The sequence below is a fragment of the Magnetospirillum sp. ME-1 genome (assembly GCF_002105535.1).
GTDB lineage: Bacteria > Pseudomonadota > Alphaproteobacteria > Rhodospirillales > Magnetospirillaceae > Phaeospirillum.
Map to the genome: position 1 here is coordinate 4,494,229 of NZ_CP015848.1, position 21,695 is coordinate 4,515,923.

The 21,695-nt window shown below is 66.0% G+C and carries 21 protein-coding genes; 11 read left to right on the forward strand and 10 right to left on the reverse strand.

What is annotated here, in order from left to right; all coding sequences use genetic code 11:
- Positions 1 to 29: 29 nt before the first annotated feature.
- The 5 genes from WV31_RS20990 to WV31_RS21010 form a co-directional block, all read right to left on the reverse strand.
- On the reverse strand, positions 30 to 734 hold the full coding sequence (locus tag WV31_RS20990) for an ABC transporter ATP-binding protein (RefSeq protein WP_085375742.1): 705 nt from the start codon (positions 732 to 734) through the stop codon (positions 30 to 32).
- A gap of 11 nt (positions 735 to 745) precedes the next feature.
- The gene (locus WV31_RS20995; protein ID WP_085375344.1) at positions 746 to 1,507 is read right to left on the reverse strand and encodes an ABC transporter ATP-binding protein; all 762 of its coding nucleotides are present in this window, start codon (positions 1,505 to 1,507) and stop codon (positions 746 to 748) included.
- Positions 1,504 to 2,451: a branched-chain amino acid ABC transporter permease gene (locus tag WV31_RS21000; RefSeq protein ID WP_085375345.1), complete on the reverse strand. Its 948-nt coding sequence runs from the start codon at positions 2,449 to 2,451 to the stop codon at positions 1,504 to 1,506. Before WV31_RS21000 ends, WV31_RS20995 begins: the two co-directional genes overlap by 4 nt.
- Positions 2,452 to 2,455: 4 nt before the next feature.
- Positions 2,456 to 3,331 carry a branched-chain amino acid ABC transporter permease gene (locus WV31_RS21005; protein ID WP_085375346.1) on the reverse strand — a complete coding sequence of 292 codons (876 nt, stop codon included), beginning with the start codon at positions 3,329 to 3,331 and terminating at the stop codon, positions 2,456 to 2,458.
- A gap of 85 nt (positions 3,332 to 3,416) precedes the next feature.
- Entirely contained in the window at positions 3,417 to 4,571 is a 1,155-nt protein-coding gene (locus tag WV31_RS21010; protein WP_085375347.1) for an ABC transporter substrate-binding protein, read from the reverse strand.
- A 307-nt stretch (positions 4,572 to 4,878) separates the two neighbouring features.
- On the opposite strand from WV31_RS21010, the gene WV31_RS21015 reads away from it, so the two are divergent.
- Together WV31_RS21015 and WV31_RS21020 are read left to right on the forward strand one after the other, a co-directional pair.
- Positions 4,879 to 6,561 carry a sensor domain-containing phosphodiesterase gene (locus tag WV31_RS21015; protein WP_085375348.1) on the forward strand — a complete coding sequence of 561 codons (1,683 nt, stop codon included), beginning with the start codon at positions 4,879 to 4,881 and terminating at the stop codon, positions 6,559 to 6,561.
- Between the two features lie 112 nt (positions 6,562 to 6,673).
- Positions 6,674 to 7,849 carry an amidase gene (locus WV31_RS21020; protein WP_085375349.1) on the forward strand — a complete coding sequence of 392 codons (1,176 nt, stop codon included), beginning with the start codon at positions 6,674 to 6,676 and terminating at the stop codon, positions 7,847 to 7,849.
- Between the two features lie 133 nt (positions 7,850 to 7,982).
- Here WV31_RS21020 and WV31_RS21025 read toward each other — a convergent pair whose 3' ends face one another.
- Both WV31_RS21025 and gor read right to left on the reverse strand, forming a co-directional pair.
- Positions 7,983 to 8,858, reverse strand: coding sequence for a radical SAM protein (locus WV31_RS21025; RefSeq protein ID WP_145980936.1), 876 nt, complete (start codon positions 8,856 to 8,858; stop codon positions 7,983 to 7,985).
- On the reverse strand, positions 8,851 to 10,218 hold the full coding sequence (gor, locus tag WV31_RS21030) for a glutathione-disulfide reductase (RefSeq protein ID WP_085375351.1): 1,368 nt from the start codon (positions 10,216 to 10,218) through the stop codon (positions 8,851 to 8,853). The genes WV31_RS21025 and gor overlap by 8 nt, the downstream gene beginning before the upstream one ends.
- 98 nt (positions 10,219 to 10,316) lie before the next feature.
- On the opposite strand from gor, the gene WV31_RS21035 reads away from it, so the two are divergent.
- On the forward strand, positions 10,317 to 11,576 hold the full coding sequence (locus WV31_RS21035) for an MFS transporter (RefSeq protein WP_085375352.1): 1,260 nt from the start codon (positions 10,317 to 10,319) through the stop codon (positions 11,574 to 11,576).
- Here the strand turns inward: WV31_RS21035 and WV31_RS21040 are convergent, their stop codons facing one another.
- On the reverse strand, positions 11,577 to 12,554 hold the full coding sequence (locus tag WV31_RS21040; RefSeq protein ID WP_085375353.1) for a bile acid:sodium symporter family protein: 978 nt from the start codon (positions 12,552 to 12,554) through the stop codon (positions 11,577 to 11,579).
- Positions 12,555 to 12,652: 98 nt separating this feature from the next.
- Here WV31_RS21040 and WV31_RS21045 point away from each other — a divergent pair, with 98 nt between their 5' ends.
- Positions 12,653 to 13,111, forward strand: a complete 459-nt coding sequence (locus WV31_RS21045) for a hypothetical protein (protein WP_085375354.1) — start codon at positions 12,653 to 12,655, stop codon at positions 13,109 to 13,111.
- Between the two features lie 94 nt (positions 13,112 to 13,205).
- On the opposite strand, the gene WV31_RS21050 is transcribed toward WV31_RS21045, so the two are convergent.
- On the reverse strand, positions 13,206 to 13,472 hold the full coding sequence (locus WV31_RS21050; protein ID WP_068435911.1) for an FtsB family cell division protein: 267 nt from the start codon (positions 13,470 to 13,472) through the stop codon (positions 13,206 to 13,208).
- A gap of 216 nt (positions 13,473 to 13,688) precedes the next feature.
- Here WV31_RS21050 and WV31_RS21055 point away from each other — a divergent pair, with 216 nt between their 5' ends.
- Both WV31_RS21055 and WV31_RS21060 read left to right on the forward strand, forming a co-directional pair.
- Positions 13,689 to 14,900 carry a CaiB/BaiF CoA transferase family protein gene (locus WV31_RS21055; RefSeq protein ID WP_085375355.1) on the forward strand — a complete coding sequence of 404 codons (1,212 nt, stop codon included), beginning with the start codon at positions 13,689 to 13,691 and terminating at the stop codon, positions 14,898 to 14,900.
- Between the two features lie 93 nt (positions 14,901 to 14,993).
- Positions 14,994 to 15,449: a hypothetical protein gene (locus WV31_RS21060; RefSeq protein ID WP_085375356.1), complete on the forward strand. Its 456-nt coding sequence runs from the start codon at positions 14,994 to 14,996 to the stop codon at positions 15,447 to 15,449.
- A gap of 15 nt (positions 15,450 to 15,464) precedes the next feature.
- Here WV31_RS21060 and WV31_RS21065 read toward each other — a convergent pair whose 3' ends face one another.
- Positions 15,465 to 15,689: a hypothetical protein gene (locus WV31_RS21065; protein WP_085375357.1), complete on the reverse strand. Its 225-nt coding sequence runs from the start codon at positions 15,687 to 15,689 to the stop codon at positions 15,465 to 15,467.
- A gap of 385 nt (positions 15,690 to 16,074) precedes the next feature.
- On the opposite strand from WV31_RS21065, the gene WV31_RS21070 reads away from it, so the two are divergent.
- From WV31_RS21070 to WV31_RS21090, 5 genes are read left to right on the forward strand one after another with little or no spacing between them, the layout of a single operon-like run.
- On the forward strand, positions 16,075 to 17,205 hold the full coding sequence (locus tag WV31_RS21070) for a hydrogenase small subunit (RefSeq protein WP_085375358.1): 1,131 nt from the start codon (positions 16,075 to 16,077) through the stop codon (positions 17,203 to 17,205).
- A 6-nt stretch (positions 17,206 to 17,211) separates the two neighbouring features.
- On the forward strand, positions 17,212 to 18,228 hold the full coding sequence (gene hybA / locus WV31_RS21075; protein WP_085375359.1) for a hydrogenase 2 operon protein HybA: 1,017 nt from the start codon (positions 17,212 to 17,214) through the stop codon (positions 18,226 to 18,228).
- Positions 18,228 to 19,433, forward strand: coding sequence for a Ni/Fe-hydrogenase cytochrome b subunit (gene hybB / locus WV31_RS21080; RefSeq protein ID WP_085375360.1), 1,206 nt, complete (start codon positions 18,228 to 18,230; stop codon positions 19,431 to 19,433). Before hybA ends, hybB begins: the two co-directional genes overlap by 1 nt.
- 13 nt (positions 19,434 to 19,446) lie before the next feature.
- On the forward strand, positions 19,447 to 21,150 hold the full coding sequence (locus WV31_RS21085; RefSeq protein WP_085375361.1) for a nickel-dependent hydrogenase large subunit: 1,704 nt from the start codon (positions 19,447 to 19,449) through the stop codon (positions 21,148 to 21,150).
- A 59-nt stretch (positions 21,151 to 21,209) separates the two neighbouring features.
- Positions 21,210 to 21,692 carry a HyaD/HybD family hydrogenase maturation endopeptidase gene (locus WV31_RS21090; RefSeq protein ID WP_085375362.1) on the forward strand — a complete coding sequence of 161 codons (483 nt, stop codon included), beginning with the start codon at positions 21,210 to 21,212 and terminating at the stop codon, positions 21,690 to 21,692.
- Positions 21,693 to 21,695: the final 3 nt, after the last annotated feature.

Below are 21,695 nucleotides of genomic sequence, written 5' to 3' on the forward strand. Positions count from 1 at the left end.
TTGCCTTCAAGCCTTAAGGCGGGGCGGCGTCACAGCCCCAGATAGGCTTCCTTCACCTTATCGTCATTGAGCAGGCGCGAGCCCTGGTCGGTCAGGACCACCGAGCCGGTCTCCAGCACATAGCCGCGGTCGGCGATGGCCAGGGCGGCATAGGCGTTCTGCTCCACCAGGAAGATGGTGGTTCCCTGATCCTTCAGCGCCTGGATGGTGCGGAAGATTTCCGCCACCAGCAGCGGCGCTAGGCCCATGGACGGCTCGTCGAGCAGCAGCACGCGGGGATTGGCCATCAGCGCCCGGGCGATGGCCAGCATCTGCTGCTGGCCGCCCGACAGGGTACCGGCCGGCAGTTCCCGCTTCTTGTGCAGAATGGGGAACATCTCGTACATGCGGTCCATGTCCGCCTTGACGTCCGGGCCCTGGCGGCGATAGGCGCCCAGGCGCAGATTGTCCTCCACCGACATGGGGCCGAACACCTGGCGGCCTTCGGGCGACTGGCAGATGCCGAGGCCCACCCGCTTTTCAGGCGCCATCCTGGTGATGTCCTGGCCGGCGAACTTGATGGTTCCGCCGGTCACGCTCTGGACGCCCGAGATGCAGCGCAAGAGGGTGGTCTTGCCGGCGCCGTTGGCGCCCACCAGGGCGACCAGCTCACCCTCGGCCACCTGGACGTCGATGCCCTTCAGCGCCTGGATGCGGCCGTAATGGCTGGTGAGATTGGAGATTTCGAGCAGCATTCCCATGTTCATCACCCGTGCGTGCCGAGATAGGCGCTGACCACTTCCGGATTGGCGAGGACTTCGGCCGGAGTTCCCTCGGCCAGCTTGCGTCCGTAATCGAGCGCCGTGATCTGGTCGGAGATGCCCATCACCATCTTCATGTCGTGTTCCACCAGAACCACGGTTATGCCCGACGCCGCCACCTTCTTGATGACCTCGTCGATCTCGCGGCTTTCGGTGGCGTTCAGGCCCGCCGCCGGCTCGTCGAGCAGCAGCATCTTGGGCTGGGCGGCCAGCGCCCGGGCGATTTCCAGCCGCTTCAGCGCCCCGTAGGGCATGGAAGCGGCGTCGGCGTCCACGTACTTGGCCAGACCGACGAACTCCATCAGCCCGGCGCAGTAGTCGCGGCACTCGCGGTCGCGGCGCTTGACCTTGGGCAGGCGCAGCAGCGAGGGCAGGAACCGCCGGTCCAGATGCAGGTGATGGCCGACCATGACGTTCTCGATGGCCTGCATGTTGAAGAATATCTGCAGGTTCTGGAACGTGCGGCTCATGCCCAGCGCCGCCAGCTCGTAGGGCTTCATGCCCGACACCAGCCGGTCCTGGAACAGCACCCGGCCCGAACTGGGGGTGTAGACCCCGGTGATCAGGTTGAACAGGGTGGTCTTGCCGGCGCCGTTGGGGCCGATGATGGAGTGGATGTGCCCGGCCTCCACCGTGAAGGACAGGTCCTCGACCGCATGGACGCCGCCGAATTCCTTGGAGAGCTTTTCGACCTTGAGCAGGCTCATGACGCGGCCCTCCTGCTCTTCAGCATGATCAGCAGGCTGGGCAGCAGGCCCTTGGGCATGAAGATCATGGTGCCCATCATGATGACGCCCAGGATCATCGCCTCGTACTGCTCGACCACGGCCAGCAGCTGCGGCAGCAGGGTGAGGATCACCGCGCCGACCACCGCGCCGTACACCGACGCCATGCCGCCCAGCACCACCATGGTCACGAAGTGGACCGAGCCGAAGAAGCTGCCGATGTCGGGGGTGATGAAGCCGTTCTTGTGGGCGAACAGCGAGCCGACCACCGAGGCGAACACCGCCGAGACCACGAAGACCAGGACCTTGTAGCTGGAGGTGTCGACGCCGACCACCTCGGCCCCCACCTCCGAGCCGTGGACGGCGCGCAGCGCCCGGCCCACCGGCGATTCGATCAGGTTCAAGGACAGCCACACCGCGAAGATCAGCAGCACGCCGGTCACCCAGTACCACATCTGGTCGCCCTTGATGGTGAAGCCCAGCATCTTGAAATTGCCCAGGCTCATGCCGTCGGGGCCGCCGGTGATGCCGGCCTCGGTCTTCAGGACGATGTGGATGATGATGCCGATGCCCAGCGTCGCCATGGCCAGGTAATGGCCCTTGAGCTTGAGAATGGGACGCGCCACCACGAAGGCCAGAATGCCGACCACCGCCGCCGACAGCACCAGCGCGCCGATGGCCGGCACGCCGTACTTCTCGGTCAGGATGCCCGAGCCATAGGCGCCCAGCGCGAAGAAGCCCGCATGCCCCAGGCTGATCTGCCCGGCATAGCCGATCAGCAGGTTCAGCCCGACGCAGACGATGGCGTTGAACATGGCGTTAACGCCGACGTCATAGAAATAGCTGTTTGAGAACCCGACGGGGGCGACGGTGACGATGATCGCCAGTACCGCCAGCCCACCGGTTCGCGCTGTCATGAGATTCATGGCGTCACACCCGATCCGTGCCGCGCTTGCCGAACAGGCCGCTGGGCATGAAGAACAGAACGAAGAGAATGATGATGAAGGCGATGGCGTCCTTGTAGGCCGACGACAGGTAGCCCGAAGCCATGGCCTCGGCGATGCCGACGATCAGGCCGCCGACGATGGCGCCCGTGCCGTTGCCCAGGCCGCCCAGCACCGCCGCCGAGAAGCCCTTGAGCCCCAGCATGATGCCCGCCTCGTAATTGGTGAAGGTGATGGGGGTGACCACGATGCCGCCCACCGCGCCCAGGAGGGCCGACAGGGCGAAGCTGGCCAGCAGCACCTTCTTCACCGCCACGCCCACCAGCTGGGCGGCCAGGCGGTTGTGGGAGGTGCCCAGCATGGCCTTGCCGAACATGGTGCGGTTGAAGAAGTACCACAGCCCCGCGATGGCAACGGCCGAGATGCCGAACACCCACAGGCTCTGCGGCATCAGGGTGGCGCCCAGCACGGCGATGGGCGTCTCGCCCGAGAAGGCCGGCAGGGAGTGGAATTCCTTGTCCCAGATGATCTGGGCGGCGCCGCGCAGGAAGATGGACGCGCCGATGGTGATGATGATGATGGTGACAACGTCGGCGTTGCGCGCCGGTTCGACCGCAAATTTCTCCATGGCGACGCCCACCAGCATGGACGCGACCATGGCCAGCGGGATGGCCAGATAGATCGGCACGCCGGCAGCCACCATGGTGGCCGTCGCCATGCCGCCGATCATGATGAACTCGCCCTGGGCGAAATTGATCACGTGGCTGGCGTTGTAGATGATGGCGAATCCGAGGCCGGCCAGCGCGTAGATGGCGCCCGACGTCAACCCGGAAAACAGATACTGCAGAAATGCGGCGAACATGCTTCCCCAACTCCCTTGGGCAGGGGTCGTCCGATGGCCCGCCTTTCCCCGAAAGGAAAGGCGGAACCTCCGGCAAACCGTCGGATCAGTTGCTCAGGAGCCAGTCACCCTTGCGGATTTCCACCATGTGGAAAGCCGACGGCGAAAGGCCCATGTGATCGGTGGGGCTCATGGAAACCAGGCCACCGGTACCCACGTAACCGGACGTCTTCTCGATCTCGTCGCGGACCTTGGCCTTGTCGGTGGACTTGGCGCGGTTGATGGCGGCGAGGGCGATCTGCAGACCGTCATAGGCGTGGCCCGCGAAGGTCGAGACGTCCGACTTGAAGGCGGTCTCGTAATCCTTCTTGAAGGCGGTCACCACCGGCTTCTGCGGGTCGGTGGCGGGCAGCTGGTCGGGAACCACCAGACCGGCGGCCGGCAGGCGGATTCCCTCGGCGGCGTCGCCGGCCAGCTTGATGAAGTCCTTGGAGGCCACGCCATGCGACTGGTACAGCGGCAGCGCGATGCCCAGCTGCTTGAAGTTCTTGGTGACGATGGCCGGACCCTGGCCGAAGCCGAAGTTGAACACGGCCTGGACGCCGGGGGCGTTCTTGATCTTGGTCAGCTGGGCGGTGACGTCGGGGTCCTTGGGCGAGTAGATCTCGTCGGCGACCACTTCGATACCGAAATTCTTGACCACGGCCATGGACTGGTCGCGGCCCGACTTGCCGAAGCCGGCGTCCTCCGAGATCATGCCGATCTTGGTGATGCCGCGCTTCTTCATGTCGGCGAACACCTTCTCGGCGGCCATCTTGTCGGTATGGGGAGTCTTGAACACCCACTTCTTCACCGGCTCGACGATGACCACGGCGCCGGCCAGCGAGATGAACGGCACCTCGTTGCGCTCGGCCAGCGGCACGGCGGCCATGGTGGTGGCGGTGGTAGAGCCGCCGATCAGCAGATCGACCTTGTCGCTTTCGATCAGACGCTTGGTGAAGGTGGAGGCCTTCTCGCCGGCGCCGCCGTCGTCATAGACGACCAGCTCGATCTTGCGGCCCATCACGCCGCCTTCCTTGTTGATGCGCTCGACATACATTTCCAGCGTCTTCTTCTCGGGCTCGCCCAGGAAGGAGGCCGGACCGGTGACCGACAGGATGGAGCCGATCTTGATGGGATCGGCGGCCTGGGCCAGACCGGCGAAGGTGGAGCAACCGGCGACGACGACGGCCGTCGCGCCCCATTTCATGAGGTTACGCATTCATTTTCCTCCCAGAAGCAGCTCACGGCTTGTTCCGCCGCGTAGCCTATCTAATGAGCTATTTAACCCGAGAGCAACGCATTACGCCAGGAAAAAAATGCGCATTTGAGTACCGGATTGCTTATTGACGAAACTGCGGCAATCTGCCGCCGCCCGCCTGAGCGTAAGTCCCGGGGACGCCCACCCATCCGTATGCCCCACTGTCCGAAATGCGTAATCATGTTGAAACGATATGTGTCATTTTGTAACTTAGTTGTGGGGGGGGGTAGTACCTTGGGCGAAAAATGCTTCGGAGGTCGGGAAGGCTATGGGAAGCGGGGATGGATCACTTGTTGAAAAGCTGAAGCTGCAGCGGGACCGCTTCATCGCCTTCGCGTTCGCCGGAGCCGACCTGCTGCTGGAGATGAACGACGAGGACGTCGTCACCTATTCCGCCGGGGCGGGCGAGGCGCTGTACGGCATTTCCGACGCGGAACTGCTGGGCCGTCCGCTGTCCGACTTCATCTTCACCCGCGATCGGGACAAGTTCAGCGACGCCATTCAGCGCCTTCGGAATTCCGGGCGCCTGGACCATACGCCGCTGTCCATGATCGGCGCCTCGGGGGCGGTGTCGCGCATGCGCATGGCCGGCATCAAGCTGCCCCAGTTTCCCACCGGCTACCATCTGGTGCTGTCGCGCATCTCGCCCATCGCCACCAGCGAGAATGATCAGTCCGGCCAGACCGCCGACCCCCGCGTGCGCTTCGTCGACATGGTGCGCCAGCGCCTGAACGAGGCCAACCGCCTGGGCGAGGACTACACGCTCACCATGTTCGACCTGTCGGCCTCCAAGTTCGGCGGCACCGAACCGGCCCTGCTGCAGAGCTTCTTCTCGACGCTCCACCATACCCTGGAGGGGTGTTCGGTGCGCCAAAGCTCGGCCGGGGCGCTGAACGAGCGGGCCTTCGGCCTGGTCCACGACCATTCCATGAGCTCAGGGGATGTCCACGAGAAGGTCAACGAGGTCTTCCGCCAGTTCAGCGGCAAGGTCAAGGGCGCCAACCTCAAGATGCACAGCGCCTCGCTGGACATGGACGATTCCTCCATGTCCGAGGAGGATCTGGGCAAGGCTCTGACCTTCATCATCAACGGCTTCGTCAGGGACAGCGCCAAGTTCGCCATCAAGTCCCTGGCCGAGGGCGCCAAGGTGGCGGTGGAAGACACCCTGGTGCGGGTGCGCAACTTCCGCAAGATGATCCGCAGCGACAAGCTGGCCTTCTTCTTCCAGCCCATGGTCAACGTGTCCACCGGCACCGTGCTGGCCTACGAGGCGTTCGGCCGCATCGCCCACGACAAGGGTTTCTTCGCGCCCAGCCAGATCATCCCCTTCGCCACCGATGTGGGCGTCATCGGCGAATTCGACCTCATGGCGGTGAAGAAGGCGCTGCTCGCCATGAAGACCGGGACCGACATCTCGTCTCTGGCCTCCATCGCCGTCAACGTGTCGGGCACCTCGCTGGGCAATCCCGCCTTCTACCACTCCCTGATCAAGATCCTGGAGGAGAACAAGCCGGTTCTCGCCCGATTGGTGCTGGAAATCACCGACGTGGCCCGGATCTACAACCTGGACGAGGCCAGGCGCCTGCTGGCCCGCATCAAGCGCATGGGCGTGCGCCTGTCGCTGGACGATTTCGGCTCGGGCGGCGCGGCCTTCGACATCCTGAAGATCCTGCCCGCCGATTACGTCAAGATCGACCGCGACTATATCTTCGACGCGCGGGAAAAGCGGGGCCGCTCGGTGTTGCGCGCCATGGTCAGCCTGACCCACGAACTGGGCATGACCGCCATCGGCGAATGCATCGAGGACAGTTCCATGGTCAACATCCTCAGGGATGTGGGCGTCGAATATGCCCAGGGCTTCTTCTTCGCGCCCCCCGCCTTGGATGCGGCGCGCAAGATCAAGTACTACAAGGAGCACCTCAAGGTCGCGGAGACCACCGCCGCCGAATAGCCCTGCCCCCCGGACATTCCCGCAATGCCGCCATGGGACTGGACCCCGTCCGGTGATCTGGTATTTTTCCCTACAGGCCGCGCCTGCGGCGATGTAGTGGGGGCTTTCCGACATGCATGATCCGCTGAACGCATTCGCTCTGGGTGGCGACGTCTATCTGAACGGTGCCGAGACCGGGCCGCTGGCCGGCCTCACCTTCGCCGCCAAGGACGTCTTCGACGTCGCGGGCTATGTCACCGGGGCGGGCAATCCCGACTGGCGCCGCTTGGCCGAGCCGGCCAGGCACACCGCCTGGGCGGTGAGCGCCCTGCTGGAATCGGGCGCCCGTCTGGTGGGCAAGACCCACACCGACGAGCTGACGCGCGGCATCTTCGGCGACAATTCCCATTACGGCACCCCCGACAATCCCCGCGCCCCCGGCCATGTGCCCGGCGGCTCCTCCAGCGGTTCGGCCGCCGCCGTTGCCGGCGGGCTTTGCTCCATGGCGCTGGGCACCGACACCGCCGGGTCGACCCGCGTGCCGGCGTCGTTCTGCGGCGTGTTCGGCCTGCGCCCGACGCTGGGCGTCATTCCCATGGACGGCGTGCTGTCCCAGTCCAACACCTTCGACACCGTCGGCCTGCTGGCCGACGATCCGGACATTCTCAGCCGTATGGGCGAAGCGCTGCTGCGCAAGAAGATCAAGGACGTCCGCCCAGCCCAGGCCGTGGTGCTGGAAGACGCCATGGAGGCCTCGGACCCTGCCGTCGCCGCCGCCATCGAGGCGGCCCTGCCGCGCATCGCCGAAGCGGTCGCCCCCATCGTGCGCGGCCGCAAGCTCTCGCCCGTGCCGCTGGCCGACTGGGTCGAGCACCAGAACGCCATCCAGGGCCGCGAGGCCTGGGAAACCTTCGGCGAGTGGATCAACAATTCCAATCCCCGCTTCGGCTTCGAGGTGGCGGACAACTTCCTGCGCGGCTCCAAGGTGTCGCAGCGGACGCTTTCCGCGGCCCGCGGCTTCCGCCTGCGGGCCAAGCGCTGGGTGCAGGAGGCGCTGGAAGGCAATGCCGTGCTGGTGCTGCCCACCACGCCCGTCACCGCGCCGCCCGTCCACTCGCCCCGCTCGGTGATGTGGGAGATCCGGCACCGCATCGTCAGCCTGACCACCATCGCCGGCATGGCCGGCTGCCCGCAGATCAGCCTGCCGCTGTGCAAGGCCGGCGGCCTGCCGGTGGGCCTGTCCCTGATCGGCCCGCGCGGCTCGGACGCCCTGCTGCTGGCGGCGGCCAAGCGGATCGGCAAGGCCTAGGATTATTTCGGGGGCGTTTGCCCCCGATCCCCCATCGGGAGGCATGGCCTCCCGAGCCCTCTTCTTATTTGAAAATCAAAAGGGGGGCCGGGGCATCGCCCCGGATGGGTTTGGGCGATAGCCCAATAGCTCCCTAAAACCCCCGGATCCACCGGGGCCGTACGCCGGCGCCCTCGTCCAGGGCGGCGTCGATGCGGGCCAGCAGCTTGTCCTTGTCCCGGGGCAGATTGCCGGCCAGGGCCAGGGCGTTGCTGGCGTGGTTGGAGCGGAAGATCACCGGGGCCGGCGGGGCGAGGCGCTCGAGCAGACGGCGCAGTTCCACCAGCACGCCGCGATCGTCCTGCCACTGGAACTCCTCGCCGAAGCGCTCGAAGAAGCGGGGTGCCACATTGGTTTCCAGCCCCAGTTGCAGGGTGGAGAGATAGACCGGCGGCGCCCGGTTGACCAGATCGGCGGTCTCGTCCATATGCGCTTCCCAGCCGGTCTTGCCGCCCAGGCCCAGGATCACCGTGGCCGAAACCTTGAGGCCGCACTCCCGCGCCTTGGCCAGCGCCGCCTCCATCTGCTTCGCCGAGCCCTTGGCGATGCGCTTCAACAGCGCGTCCGAGCCGGTTTCGATGCCGAGATAGACCAGCCCCAGCCGCTTGGACTTCAACAGCGCGATGTCTTCTGGACTCTTGCCCAGGATGTCGAACGGGGTTGCGTAGGCGGAGATGCGCTGCAAGGCCGGAAAGCGCAGCGCCAGATGGTCGCAGATGGCGGCCAGGGTCGCGGTGGGCAGGCAATAGGCGTCGCCGTCGGCCAGGAACACCCGATGCGCGTCGGGCCAGTCGCGCGCCGCCTCGTCGATGTCGGCGAAGACCTCGTCCAGGCTTCGCGCCCGGTAGGTCTTGGTCTTGTACATGGAGCAGAAGCTGCACTGGTTGTAGCGGCAGCCCAGCGTCGCCTGGATGATCAGGTTGTCGCCTTCCGACGGCGGACGCCACAGGGGAAAATCGTACTCAAGCACGGCCATTCTCCGCCCGCTTTTCCCGCAGGGTGACGAATTCCTCGGCCGCCGTGGGGTGAATGCCCACCGTGGAATCGAACTGGGCCTTGGTGGCGCCGCATTTCAGCGCCACGGCAAAGCCCTGGACGATTTCCGGGGAATCGGCCCCCACCATGTGCAGGCCCAGCACCCGGTCGGTGGCGCGGTCGACCACCAGCTTCATCATGGTGCGTTCGTCGCGGCCGGCCAGGATGTTGCGCATGGGCTTGAAGCGGGTGAGATAGACGTCGACGGCGCCATAGCGCCTGGCCGCTTCCGCCTCGGTCAGCCCCACCGTGCCCACCGGTGGCAGGGAGAACACCGCCGACGGGATGTTGTCGTAATCCATGGCCGTGCTCTGGCCGAGAAAGGCGGTGCGCACGAAGGCCATGGCCTCATTGATGGCCACGGGGGTGAGATTGACCCGGTCGGTGACGTCACCCACCGCCCAGATGTTGCGCACCGAGGTGCGCGACAGGCGGTCCACCATGACGGCGCCCTTGGCGTTCAGCACCACCCCGGCCTGTTCCAGGCCCAGGCCCTCGGTATTGGGCACCCTTCCGGTGGCGTACATGACCAGATCGGCCTCGACGGTCTGGCCGTCCGACAGTTCGACCCCATAGCCGTGGCCGCGCCGCGCGATGCTCCGCACCTGGGTGGTGGTGCGCAAGGTCACGCCCTTGGTCGCCATCTCCTCGGCCAGGGTGGCGCGGATGTCGGCGTCGAAGCCGCGCAGCAGGGTGTCGCCGCGCAGCACCAATGTGACGGCACTGCCCAGGGCGTTGAAGATGCCGGCGAATTCCACCGCGATATAGCCGCCGCCGACGATCACCACCCGCTCCGGCAACTGCATCAGGTCCAGCGCCTCGTTGGAGGTCACCGCGTGCTCGATGCCCGGCACCTGGGGAAGCGCCGGGCGCCCCCCGGTGGCCACCAGGATGGTTTCGGCGGTATAGACCTTGAGCCCCACCTGCACGGTATGGGCGTCGAGCAGATGGCCCCTGCCCTCCACCACCGTGACGCCCGATTCCTTCAAAAGGCGCATGTAGACGCCTTCCAGGCGCTGCAATTCCTCGTTCTTGGCGGAAACCAGCCGCGCCCAGTCGAAATCGGCGCCGTCCAGGCTCCAGCCGAAGCCCAGCGAATCGGTCAGGTCCTCGGCGAACTTGGCGCCCATGACCAGCAGCTTCTTGGGCACGCAGCCGCGCATGACGCAGGTGCCGCCCACCCGGCTGCTTTCCACCACCGCCACCTTGCGCCCAGCCTGCGCCGCCATGCGGCAGGCCCGCACGCCACCGGAACCGGCGCCCAAGGCGATCAAATCGAAATCATAGGCGGCCATGGAACGTCCCCGGTTGCTGCGCTGCGGTCGTTGCATTCAACTTGGCATGCCCGGACCGGCGTGCCAAGGTATCAGAGGATTAGTTGACCAGGACAACAATGTCGGACCGTTCAGAGCACCCCCTCGTCGCCCGCCTGCCGTTCCATTACGGCTGGGCCATAGTCGCCGCCGGCTGTCTCGGGCTGTTCGCCTGCCTCGGCATGGGTCGCTTCGCGCTGGGCATGCTGCTGCCCTCCATGGGGGCGTCGCTGGACCTGTCGCGCTCCGAGATGGGCGCCATCTCGACCGCCAATTTCATCGGCTACCTGTCGGCCGTCACCCTGGGCGGGCGCATGGTGGCGCTTTTGGGCGCGCGGCGCACCGTGGCGGCCGGGCTGGTGCTGGTGGCGGCGTCCATGATGGCGGTGTCCTACGCCCGGGGCTTCTATCAGGTCATGATTCTTTATGCCCTGACCGGCTTCGGCAGCGGCGGCAGCAATGTCCCCATCATGGGTCTGATCGCCCACTGGTTCGGCCGCCGGGTCAGGGGCCGCGCCGCCGGTTTCGCGGTGATCGGATCGGGCTTCGCCATCATGGTGGCCGGCGCCCTGGTCCCCGCCATCAATGCCGCCCAGGGCGCCGAGGGCTGGCGCCTGTCCTGGCTGGTCATCGGCCTGATCGTGCTGGGGGCGGCCCTGGTGGACTGGCTGGTGATCCGCAACCACCCCTCGGAACTGGGCCTGGGGCCGGTGACGGGAGAAGCCCAGGCCAAGACGGAAGAGGTCGCCCCGCTGTGCGCGGCGGCCGCGCCGCCCGGCGCCAAGCGCCGCATCCTGGCCCATCTGGGTCTGGTCTACGCCGCCTTCGGTTTCAGCTACGTCATCTACGCCACCTTCATCGTCACCGCCCTGGTGCGCGAGCGCGGCTTTCCCGAATCCACCGCCGGGATTTTCTGGTCGTGGATCGGCCTGCTGTCTTTGGCCTCGGGGCCGGTGTTCGGCAGCCTTTCGGACCGCCTGGGCCGCCGGGCCGGGCTGATGATCGTGTTCGGCTTCCAGGCCTGCGCCTACGCCCTGGTGGCGGCGCCGCTGCCCGAGCCCTTCCTCTACGCCTCGATCCTGCTCTACGGGCTGGCGCTGTGGGCGGTGCCGTCCATCATGGCGGCGGCGGTGGGCGACTATCTCGGCCCGGAACAGGCGGCCGCCTCGTTCGGCACCATCACCATGGTCTTCGCCATGGGCCAGATCGTCGGCCCGGCCATCGCCGGCTGGATGGCCGATGCCTGGGGCGGTTTTTCCGGCGCCTTCGTCATGGCGGCGGCGGTGGCGGGGCTGGGCCTGGCCGGTTCGGCCTTCCTGCCCAGCCCCAGGAAGATGTGATTACGCCTCGTCCTGCCACCTTCGGGCGATGATGCCGGCGGCGATCAGCTGGATCAGGTGATAGAGGATGGTGGGCGCGATGATCAGCCCCAGGACGGGCGAGGCGCCGAACATGATCTTGGCCATGGGCACGCCGGTGGCCAGGGATTTCTTGGTGCCGCAGAACACCCCGGCGATAGCGTCCTCGCGATTGAAGCCCATTGCCCGGCAGGCCAGGCGCAGCGACAGGAAGACCAAGACGAACAGGGCCAGCGACCCGCCCAGGGCCTGGACGACGAAGCCGCCGCCCTGCCCGTCCCACACCCCTTCCGCCACGGAATCCGAGAAGGAGTTGAAGACGATCAGCAGAATGGTCAGGCGGTCGAGGGATTTCAGCCATTTCATGTTGCGCTCGATCCAGCCCCGCAGCCAGGGCCGCAGCACCTGCCCCAACACGATGGGCAGCAGCACCAGCAGGACGATCTTGACCAGCACCCGGCCCAGATCCAGCGAGGCGCCGCCCGCAGAAAGGTACCAGTTGACCCACAGCGGCGTCAGGATCACGCCCAGCAGGCTGGACAGGGTGGCGTTGAAGATGGCGCCCGCCACGTTGCCCCGCGCGATGGAGGTCATGGCCACCGACGACGAAATGGCGGAGGGCAGGGCGGCAAGAAAGAAGAAGCCCAGCATCAGTTCGGGCGCGATCCGCCCGCCCAGGGCCAGGGCCGCCCCCCAGGCCAGGGCGGGAAACAGCAGGAAGGTCGAGGTCTGGACCACCAGATGCAGGCGCCAGTTGACCAGGCCGGCCTTCATGCGCTCGGGCGGCAGTGTCAGGCCGTAAAGCAGGAAGACCAGCGCCACGCCGTAGACGGTGATGGCATCCATGTGCAGGTGCCCGCCGCTTTTGCCGAAATCGGGCAGCACCCAGGCCAGGGCGACCATGGACATCAGCCCCAGCAGGAAGCCGTCGATACCGATGCGGGCGAGAAGCTTGAACACACCTGACCTCGAACTGCCGGACCCTTGGCCGGAACACTACCCCAACCGCCCCCCCCAATGTCATCGACTTTCAGCCCCCGCTCTGGCATGAGGGAGCCATGCGCGGACTGCTCCTGACCCTCATGGCCGCCTTGGCCCTGACCATTCCCCCGGCCCGGGCCGAAACCCTGGAAGGCAACCGCATCTTCGTGGAATTCGCCTATGATCCCAGCACGCCGGAGATGGAGGCCGCCGAGAAATGGGCGCGGCCCCACTTCGCCAAGGCCAAGGCGGCCGGACGGCCCATCCGCGTCAGCGTCGGCCGCTCGCGCGGGACCACCCTGATCAGCCTGGAATCGGTGGCCATCTGCGACCGGGTCAAGGCCTGCCCGCTGCTGGTGTTCCGCGACCTGACGGCGCGGCCCATTCTGGAGACCACGTCGTTCCAGAACGTGCTGATCGAATATCGGGAACAGGAGATCTTCCTGGTCGTCCGCCTGTGGGAGGATGTCTCCGAATGCCGGATCACCGGCATGGGCCGGGCGAAGTGCAGGAAGGTTCCGAAGAAAAGCGGCTAGTTGGAGCACGATCCTGGATCGTGCCCGGCCGCCATTGCGGCGGCGGCCAAGCTCGCGGAGGCGAGCGCCCGGCGAGGGGCAAGCAAAGAGCGCGTCAGCGGCGCTTGTCGAACACCACCACCTCGCCCTCACGCCCCATGTTCAGCATGATGCGCGCCCGCTCTTCCAGCATGTCGGGGTCAAGGTGGTCGGGACGCAGAAGCTGCACCCGGTGCTCCATCTCGGTGCGTTCGGACGCCACCCGGGACAGGTGCATCTCGGCCTCGAGAATCTCTGCCTGCAGCCGGAAATAGGCCAGCACTCCGCGATCACCTTCAACGGTGTGGTAGGTGAAATACGCCACGGCGCCAAGCCCGATCATCGGTCCGACGACGCGACGACAACGGCTGAGAAGTTCCTGTAACATGAAGGGGATGGAATCACAGGCTGATTCATTGCGTCAACACATGCATTCATACCACATTCACTTTTCCCTCGGGCGAGTCACTGGTGTTGCATAAATGACTCACTCCTTCCAAGGTTATGTGGCGGCACTCACACTCGCCCGGCTTTTCCCTCCACCACAAGGACCCGCCCCATGACCGCGCCCCTGTCGCACCTTCGCGTTCTCGACCTCAGCCGGGTGCTGGCCGGGCCGTGGGCGGGACAATTGCTGGCCGACATGGGGGCCGAGGTGATCAAGGTGGAACGCCCCGGCGAAGGCGACGACACCAGGGGCTGGGGGCCGCCCTTCCTCAAGGACGCCGATGGCCAGGACACCGGCGAGGCCGCCTATTTCCTGTCGGCCAACCGGGGCAAGCACTCGGTGACCATCGACTTCACTCGGGCCCAGGGCCAGGACCTGGTGCGCCGCCTCGCCGCCAAGGCGGACGTGGTGCTGGAGAACTTCAAGGTGGGCGGACTGGCCAAGTACGGCCTGGACTACGCCTCCCTGAAGGCGGTGAAGCCCGATCTGGTCTATTGCTCCATCACCGGTTTCGGCCAGGACGGACCTTATGCCCAACGGGCGGGCTACGACTTCCTGATCCAGGGCATGGGCGGGCTGATGAGCCTGACCGGCGAGCCCGGCGGCCAGCCCATGAAGGTGGGCGTGGCGCTGACCGACATCTTCACCGGCATGTATGCCGGCTTCGCCGTGCTCGCCGCCCTGGCCCGGCGCGACCGCACCGGCGAAGGCAGCCATATCGACCTGGCGCTGCTCGACGTGCAGGTGGCGGTGCTGGCCAACCAGGCCTCCAACTATCTGGTGGGCGGCGTCACGCCCAGGCGCCTGGGCAACGCGCATCCCAACATCGTGCCCTACCAGGCCTTCGCCACCAAGGACGGCCACATCATCCTGGCGGTGGGCAATGACGGCCAGTTCCGCCGGTTCTGCGACAGCGCCGGACGACCCGACCTGGGCACCGATCCCCGCTACGCCACCAATGCCGAGCGGGTGAGGAACCGCGCCGAACTGGTGCCGCTGCTGGAAAGCCTGCTGGCGGCGCGTCCCTCGGCCGAGTGGATCAAGGACCTGGAGGAGGCCGGCGTGCCCTGCGGCCCCATCAACGATCTGGCCGGGGTGTTCGCCGACCCCCAGGTCATCCATCGCGGCATGAAGACCCGCGTCGAGCACCCGCTGGCCGGCGGCGTCGATCTGGTGGCCAATCCCATCCGCTTCGACGGTGCCCAGGCGGTCTCGGACCGCGCCCCCCCGCCGCTGGGGGGCGACACCGCCCCGGTTCTGGCCGGCTGGCTCGGCCTGGACGAAGAGGAGATGGCCGCACTCGAAGCATCCGGGGTGATCTGACCGCCCTTACACCATTTCGGATTCCCACATGTGGACCTAGCCGATGGTATGTGCTCTTATTTGTTTTAGAATTTGCCGAGAAAGAGCTCTTCCATGGGTGAGCAGCGTCAATATTTAAGGGACGCCACCGGAGCGGCCAATCCGCCGGACAGCCCCGACGCCGGCCCCGGACCATCGCCGCGCCCGCCCCTGTCGGAATTCGAGCGAGCCCAGATCCGGAGAATCGCCGAGCAAGGCGCCGCGCTGGCCGCCGCCATCGTCCAATGGCATCGGGATCAGAGCCGCGCCCACTCCCAGTCCATCGAGGGGCGGATATCCCACGGCCTGGCCGTTGCGGCGCTGGGCGCCCTGATCATGCAGATTCTCGCCTGGGTGCGTCTGGTCGAGCCGGCCGACATTCCCCCGGCCACACTGCGCAGCGCCCGCGACGTCATCTTCGGCGCCGACCCCGAAGCCGAGCCGACGGCCCTGGACACCCAGGCCCGCGCCCTGCTGATTCACGCCCTGGACGTCAAGGCGAAGGCCCGCCTCGTTTCACGTCACTGGTGATTGCCGGTAAAGCCGCTAGCAGTTCGACCCGAGATCGCAAGGGGCCTTCTGCCCCAGCGACACCACCAGCAGCCGCCCCTCGCACCGCTTGATGCGCTCGCGCACGGCTTCCAGGCGCCGAGCCGCGTCGGCACGCTGCGCGTCGTCGCCGGCTTGCGCCAGTTCACGGGTCACGTCCGCCAGCAGGCCATAGGCCCGCTCCAGTTCGCCGCACAAGGGGCCATATCCAGGATCGCCCATCCCACCCTCTTGATAATCATCAAGCTGCATACTTATCGCAAGGACCGAACGGTATATGCAATGCCTCAAAGGAATAATGAATACCAAATTATCACATGCGGAAAGTTACTTTTCACTCGCCCGCCCAGCCCGCTTTCTTGACGCATTCCATACTTCACCCGAGACCGCCAGCCCGCCTGGATTAGGGTCCCGCCCCTACCCCACCGCCCCCACCCTTTGGAGTTGGCACGGTGTTTGCGGTGACTGCATCGCACAACCGAGAACAAGAAGATTCGGGAGGCATCAGGGAGGCAGGACGGCCGGGGCATGACCCCCGGACCCGCATGGCTCCGCGATCTTGCCCCCGGACTTCCGCAGCCCGACGCGCCAGCCAAGGTGGGGGACAATGTACGACGACACCGAAATTTCCCGCGAGATCGCGAACCGGTTCAACCTGGAACGCCGCGACTTCCTGAAGTTCTGCGCCGCCATGGCCGCGACCATGGGCCTGCCCAAGGGGGCCGACGCGCAGATCGCCCAGGCCATCACCGCCAAGGAACGCCCCAGCGTGATCTGGCTGCATTTCCAGGAATGCACCGGCTGCACCGAGTCCATGCTCCGCGCCGAGCATCCGACCATCGAGAAGCTGATCCTCGAGATCATCTCGCTCGACTACCACGAGACGCTGTTCGCCGCCGCCGGCCATCAGGTGGAGGCCGCCCGCGAAGCCGCCATGAAGAAGAACTGGGGCAAGTACGTCCTGGTCGTCGAAGGCGCCATTCCGGTCAAGGACGGCGGCATCTACTGCAAGGTGGGCGGCAAGACCGCGCTGCAGCTGACCAAGGAATGCGCCGAGGGCGCGGCGGCCGTGATCGCCATCGGCTCCTGCGCCTCGTGGGGCGGCATGCCGTCCACGCCGCCGAACCCCACGGGCTCGACCGGTGTGCCGGAAATCCTGGCCGGCAAGCCGGTGGTGACCATCCCCGGCTGTCCGCCCAATCCCTACAACTTCCTGTCCACCGTCGTGCACTTCCTGACCTTCGGCACCCTGCCGGCGGTTGACGACAAGGGCCGGCCCAAGTTCGCCTATTCCCGCCTCATCCACGAGAATTGCGAGCGCCGCGCCCATTTCGACGCCGGCCGCTTCGCGCTGGAATTCGGCGACGAGGGCCACCGCAAGGGGTATTGCCTCTACAAGCTGGGCTGCAAGGGTCCCGAGACCTACGCCAACTGCCCGGCCATCCTGTTCAACGACGTGGGCTCCGGCTCGTGGCCGGTGGGCACCGGGCATCCCTGCATCGGCTGTACCGAAAAGGGCATCGGGTTCCACAAGCCCATCCACGCCCTGGCCGAGTTGCAGAACCAGCGTCCGCCCGTGGGCTATCCCCGCGTGGTCGAGGAGCAGGGCACCGGAGCCTCCATCGGCGCGCTGGCCACGGTGGCCGCGGTCGGCGGCCTGGCCATCGGCGCCGGCGCCAAGCTGGTGGGCAATCTGGGCAAGAACGAAGACGGCCAGGATTCCGGAAAGCAGGGGTAATCCGCCATGACCATCACCAGACGCAAATTCCTGGGGGGGACGGCGGGAGGTGCTGCGGCGGTCGCGGCCTGCTCCGCGCTCGCGCCGTCTCCCGCCGAAGCGCGGGAAAGCCATAAGGTTCCCGAGAACGCCGTCGGCCTGCTGTTCGACGGGACGCTGTGCATCGGCTGCAAGGCCTGCATGTCGGCCTGCAAGGAGGCCAACAACCTGCCGCTGGAAGACACTATCGGCGAAAAGCTGTGGGACACCCCGCTGGAACTGTCGGGCAAGACCTACAACGTCATCAAGGTCTACCAGTCGGGCACCATGGAGAACAAGGACAAGGCCGAGAACGGCTTTGCCCACGTCAAGCGCTCGTGCCTGCACTGCGCCGACCCCTCCTGCGTGTCGGCCTGTCCGGTTTCGGCCATGCAGAAGCGGCCCACCGACGGTGTCGTCACCTACAACAAGGACGCCTGCATCGGCTGCCGCTACTGCGTCGCCGCCTGCCCCTTCGGCGTGCCCCAGTTCCAGTACGACACGCCCAAGCCGGAAATCGCCAAGTGCCAGCTGTGCCGGCACCGCATGGAGCAGGGCAAGTACGCCGCCTGCGCCGAGGTCTGCCCCACGGGCGCGACCATCTTCGGCTCGTACAAGGCGTTGTCCGAGGAAATCGACCGCCGCCGGGCCATGAAGCCGGGCGAGCCCAACAACTTCCCCCGCCGCACCCCCGATTCGGGCGACATGCACGAAAAGGCGGCGCCCGAATACGTGGATTACGTCTACGGCCAGAAGGACGCCGGCGGCACCCAGGTGCGCTACCTGTCCGGGGTTGCCTTCGACAAGCTGGCCCTGCCCATGGGTCTGCCGGAACGGGCCTACGCCGCCGATTCCGAGACCATGCAGCACACCCTCTATGGCGGGATGATCCTGCCGGTGGTGGCGCTGGCCGGTCTGGTCACCGCCGCCTGGCGGGGTTCCAAGGACCACCACGACGACGATGAGTTCGACATGTTCGACCATCCGGAAGGGGGGCACAAGTAATGGTCAACCATCCCATTCCCAGCCAGGTGGCCAGCCGGCTGAAGAAGGCCAAGCACTCGCCCGCCGCCATCGGCGGACCGCTGGTCACCCCCTTCACCATCGTGCTGGCGGTGCTGATCGGCATCGCCCTGTTCTTCCTGGCCCAGCGTTTCATCTACGGCCTGGGCGCCGTCACCAACATCAACAACGGCTACCCCTGGGGTATCTGGGTGGTGTGGGACGTGGTCATCGCCACCGGCTTCGCCTGCGGCGGCTACGCCATGGCCCTGGTGTGCTACGTCATGAACCGGGGCGAGTACCATCCCCTGGTCCGTCCGGCGCTGACCGCCTCGCTGTTCGGCTATTCCCTGGGCGGCCTTTCGGTGCTGATCGACCTCGGCCGCTACTGGAACTTCTGGCACATCCTGTGGCCGGGCTATGCCCAGCCGGGTTCGGTGATGTTCGAGGTGGCCGCCTGCATCAGCCTTTACATCGTCGTGCTGTGGATCGAGTTCTCGCCGGCCTTCCTCGAGCATCTGGGCCTCAAGGACCTGAAGCTCAAGCTGAACAAGGTGATGTTCTTCTTCATCGGCCTGGGCGTGCTGCTGCCCACCATGCACCAATCCTCGCTGGGATCGCTGCTGGTGGTGTTCGGCGCCCAGATCCATCCGCTGTGGCAGACTCCGCTGCTGCCGCTGCTGTTCCTGCTGACCGCCGTGTGCATGGGCTTCGCCATCGTCATCGTCGAAGCGACGGTGGCCGCCGTGGGCTTCAAGCGCGACATCCATGGCGAGCTGCCCATGCTTTCCAAGATCGGCAAGATCATCATGGGCATCCTGGTGGCCTACCTGGTCATCCGCCTGGGCGACCTGATGGTGCGCGGCGCCATCACCAAGGTGTTCACCTCGGGCGCCAAGAGCGTGATGTTCCTGATCGAGATGGCGGTGTTCGTCTATCCGATCGTGGTGCTGTCCTCGCCGGCCAACCGCAAGCGGCTGTCCAAGCTGCTGGCCGCGGCCTTGAGCATGCTGACCGGCGCGGTGCTGTACCGTATCGACGCCTTCCTGGTGGCCTACGACACCGGCCCCGGCTGGCACTATTTCCCCAGCGTGCCCGAGATGATGGTCACCATCGGCGTGATCGCCATCGAAGTGCTCGCCTACATCATTTTCGTCCGGAAATTCCCCATTCTTCCCGGCCACTCGACCCCTGCGGCCGCCGAGTAAGGAGACCTGAGCAGTGTCCAAGAGAATCACCATCGATCCCATCACCCGGATTGAAGGCCATCTGCGCATCGACGTCGAGGTCGACGGCGGCAAGGTCACCAAGGCTTGGTCGTCGGGCCAGATGTGGCGCGGCGTCGAGCTGATCCTGCTGGGCCGCGACCCGCGCGACGCCTGGGCCATCACCCAGCGCATCTGCGGCGTGTGCACCACCGTTCACGCCATGACCTCGGTCCGCGCGGTCGAGAACGCCCTCAATCTGGAAGTGCCGGTGAACGCCCAGTTCATCCGCAACATGATCATCTCGGCCCACGCCATCCATGATCACATCGTGCACTTCTACCACCTGTCGGCGCTCGACTGGGTGGACGTGGTCTCGGCGCTGAAGGCCGATCCGCTGAAGACCGCCCAGCTGGCGGAAAGCCTGTCGGACTGGCCCTTGAACAACAAGCACGTCATGGTCCAGACGCTGGAGAAGCTGAAGAGCTTCGTGGGCTCGGGCCAGCTGGGTCCGTTCACCAACGGCTATTGGGGCCATCCGGCCATGAAGCTGTCGCCGGAAGTGAACCTGCTGGCGGTGGCCCACTATCTCCAGGCCCTGGACGCCCAGCGTCACGCCAACAAGATCGTCACCCTGCTGGGCTCCAAGTCGCCCCACATCCAGAACGTGGCGGTGGGCGGCGTCTCCAACCCCATCGCCACCGACAGCCAGTCGGTGCTGACCGTCGAGCGCCTCTTGAAGCTCAAGATGCACATGGACGCGCTGGGTGACTTCATCCGCAAGGTCTATCTGGTGGACATCGCCGCCATCGGCGCCTTCTACGCCGACTGGACCAAGTACGGCGCCGGCGTCACCAACTACCTGTCGTGCCCCGACTTCCCCATGGATACCAAGGGCACCCAGTTCCTGGTTCCCGGCGGCTACATCCCCAACGCCGATCTGGCCCAGTACAAGCCCATCACCGCCTTCGGCGACGCTTACCTGCGCGACGGCGTCGAGGAAGGGGTCAAGCACGCCTGGTACGAATACTCCAAGCCCGGCCCGCTGCACCCCTACAAGGGCGAGACCGTGCCCAAGTACACCGACTTCCAGGATGACGGGAAGTATTCCTGGCTGAAGGCCCCCACCTTCTACGGCAAGCGCGCCCAGGTGGGTCCGCTGGCCAGTGTGCTGGCGGGCGTCGCCGCCGGCCACCAGCCGACCATCGGCTACGCCAACAAGGTGCTGGACACCGCCTCGTCGCTGCTGGGTTCCAAGATCCCGCTGGCGGCGCTGCACTCCACCATCGGCCGTCACGCCGCCCGCGCCGTGCGCTGCGGCGTGATGCAGGAGGTCATGGTGCAGAACTGGCAGGCCCTGCTCGACAATATCGGCAAGGGCGACACCAAGACCTTCAACAAGCCCACCTTCCCCAAGGGCGAGGTCATGGGCTATGGCTTCCACGAGGCGCCACGCGGCCTTTTGTCCCACTGGACGGTGATCCGCGACGGCAAGATCGCCAACTACCAGTGCGTGGTGCCCTCCACCTGGAACGCCGGCCCGCGCGACGACAGCGACGCCATCGGCCCCTACGAGGCCTCGCTGATGGACAACCCCATCGCCGACGCCGAGTTGCCGCTGGAGGTGCTGCGCACCGTCCACTCCTTCGACCCCTGCCTGGCCTGTGCCGTGCACGTGGTCGAGGACAACAAGGAAGTGGTGCAGGTCAAGGCTCTGTAAGTGTAGAATCCCCCTCCCACCACCCGGTGGGAGGGGATCTTTTTGTCTCGAGGAAGCCCATGCGCATCGTTGTTCTCGGCGTCGGCAACATCCTGCTCTCCGATGAAGGAATCGGCGTCCACGCCGTAAACAGGCTGGTGGAGCTCTACGATCTGCCCGAGGAGGTGGAGGTCATCGACGGCGGCACATCGGGCATGGATTGCCTGGACCAGGTGTCGGAAGCCGACTACCTGATCATCGCCGACTGCATGCGCTCGAAGAAGGAGCCGGGCACCATCACGCGGCTGACCGGCGACCAGATTCCCGCCTTCTTCAAGACCCGCATCTCGCCCCATCAGGTCGGCCTGTCCGACATGCTGGGCGCGCTGAATTTCCACGACATGATGCCCAAGAACATCGTGCTGTTCGGGGTCGAGCCCCTGTCCTTCGACCTGTCCATGGAGCCCACCCCCACCGTGGGCGCCCGCCTGCCCGAGCTGGTGGAGCTGCTGGCCGGCGAACTGGCCGAAATCGGCATCGCGGTGACCAAGAAGGCGGCTTGAGAC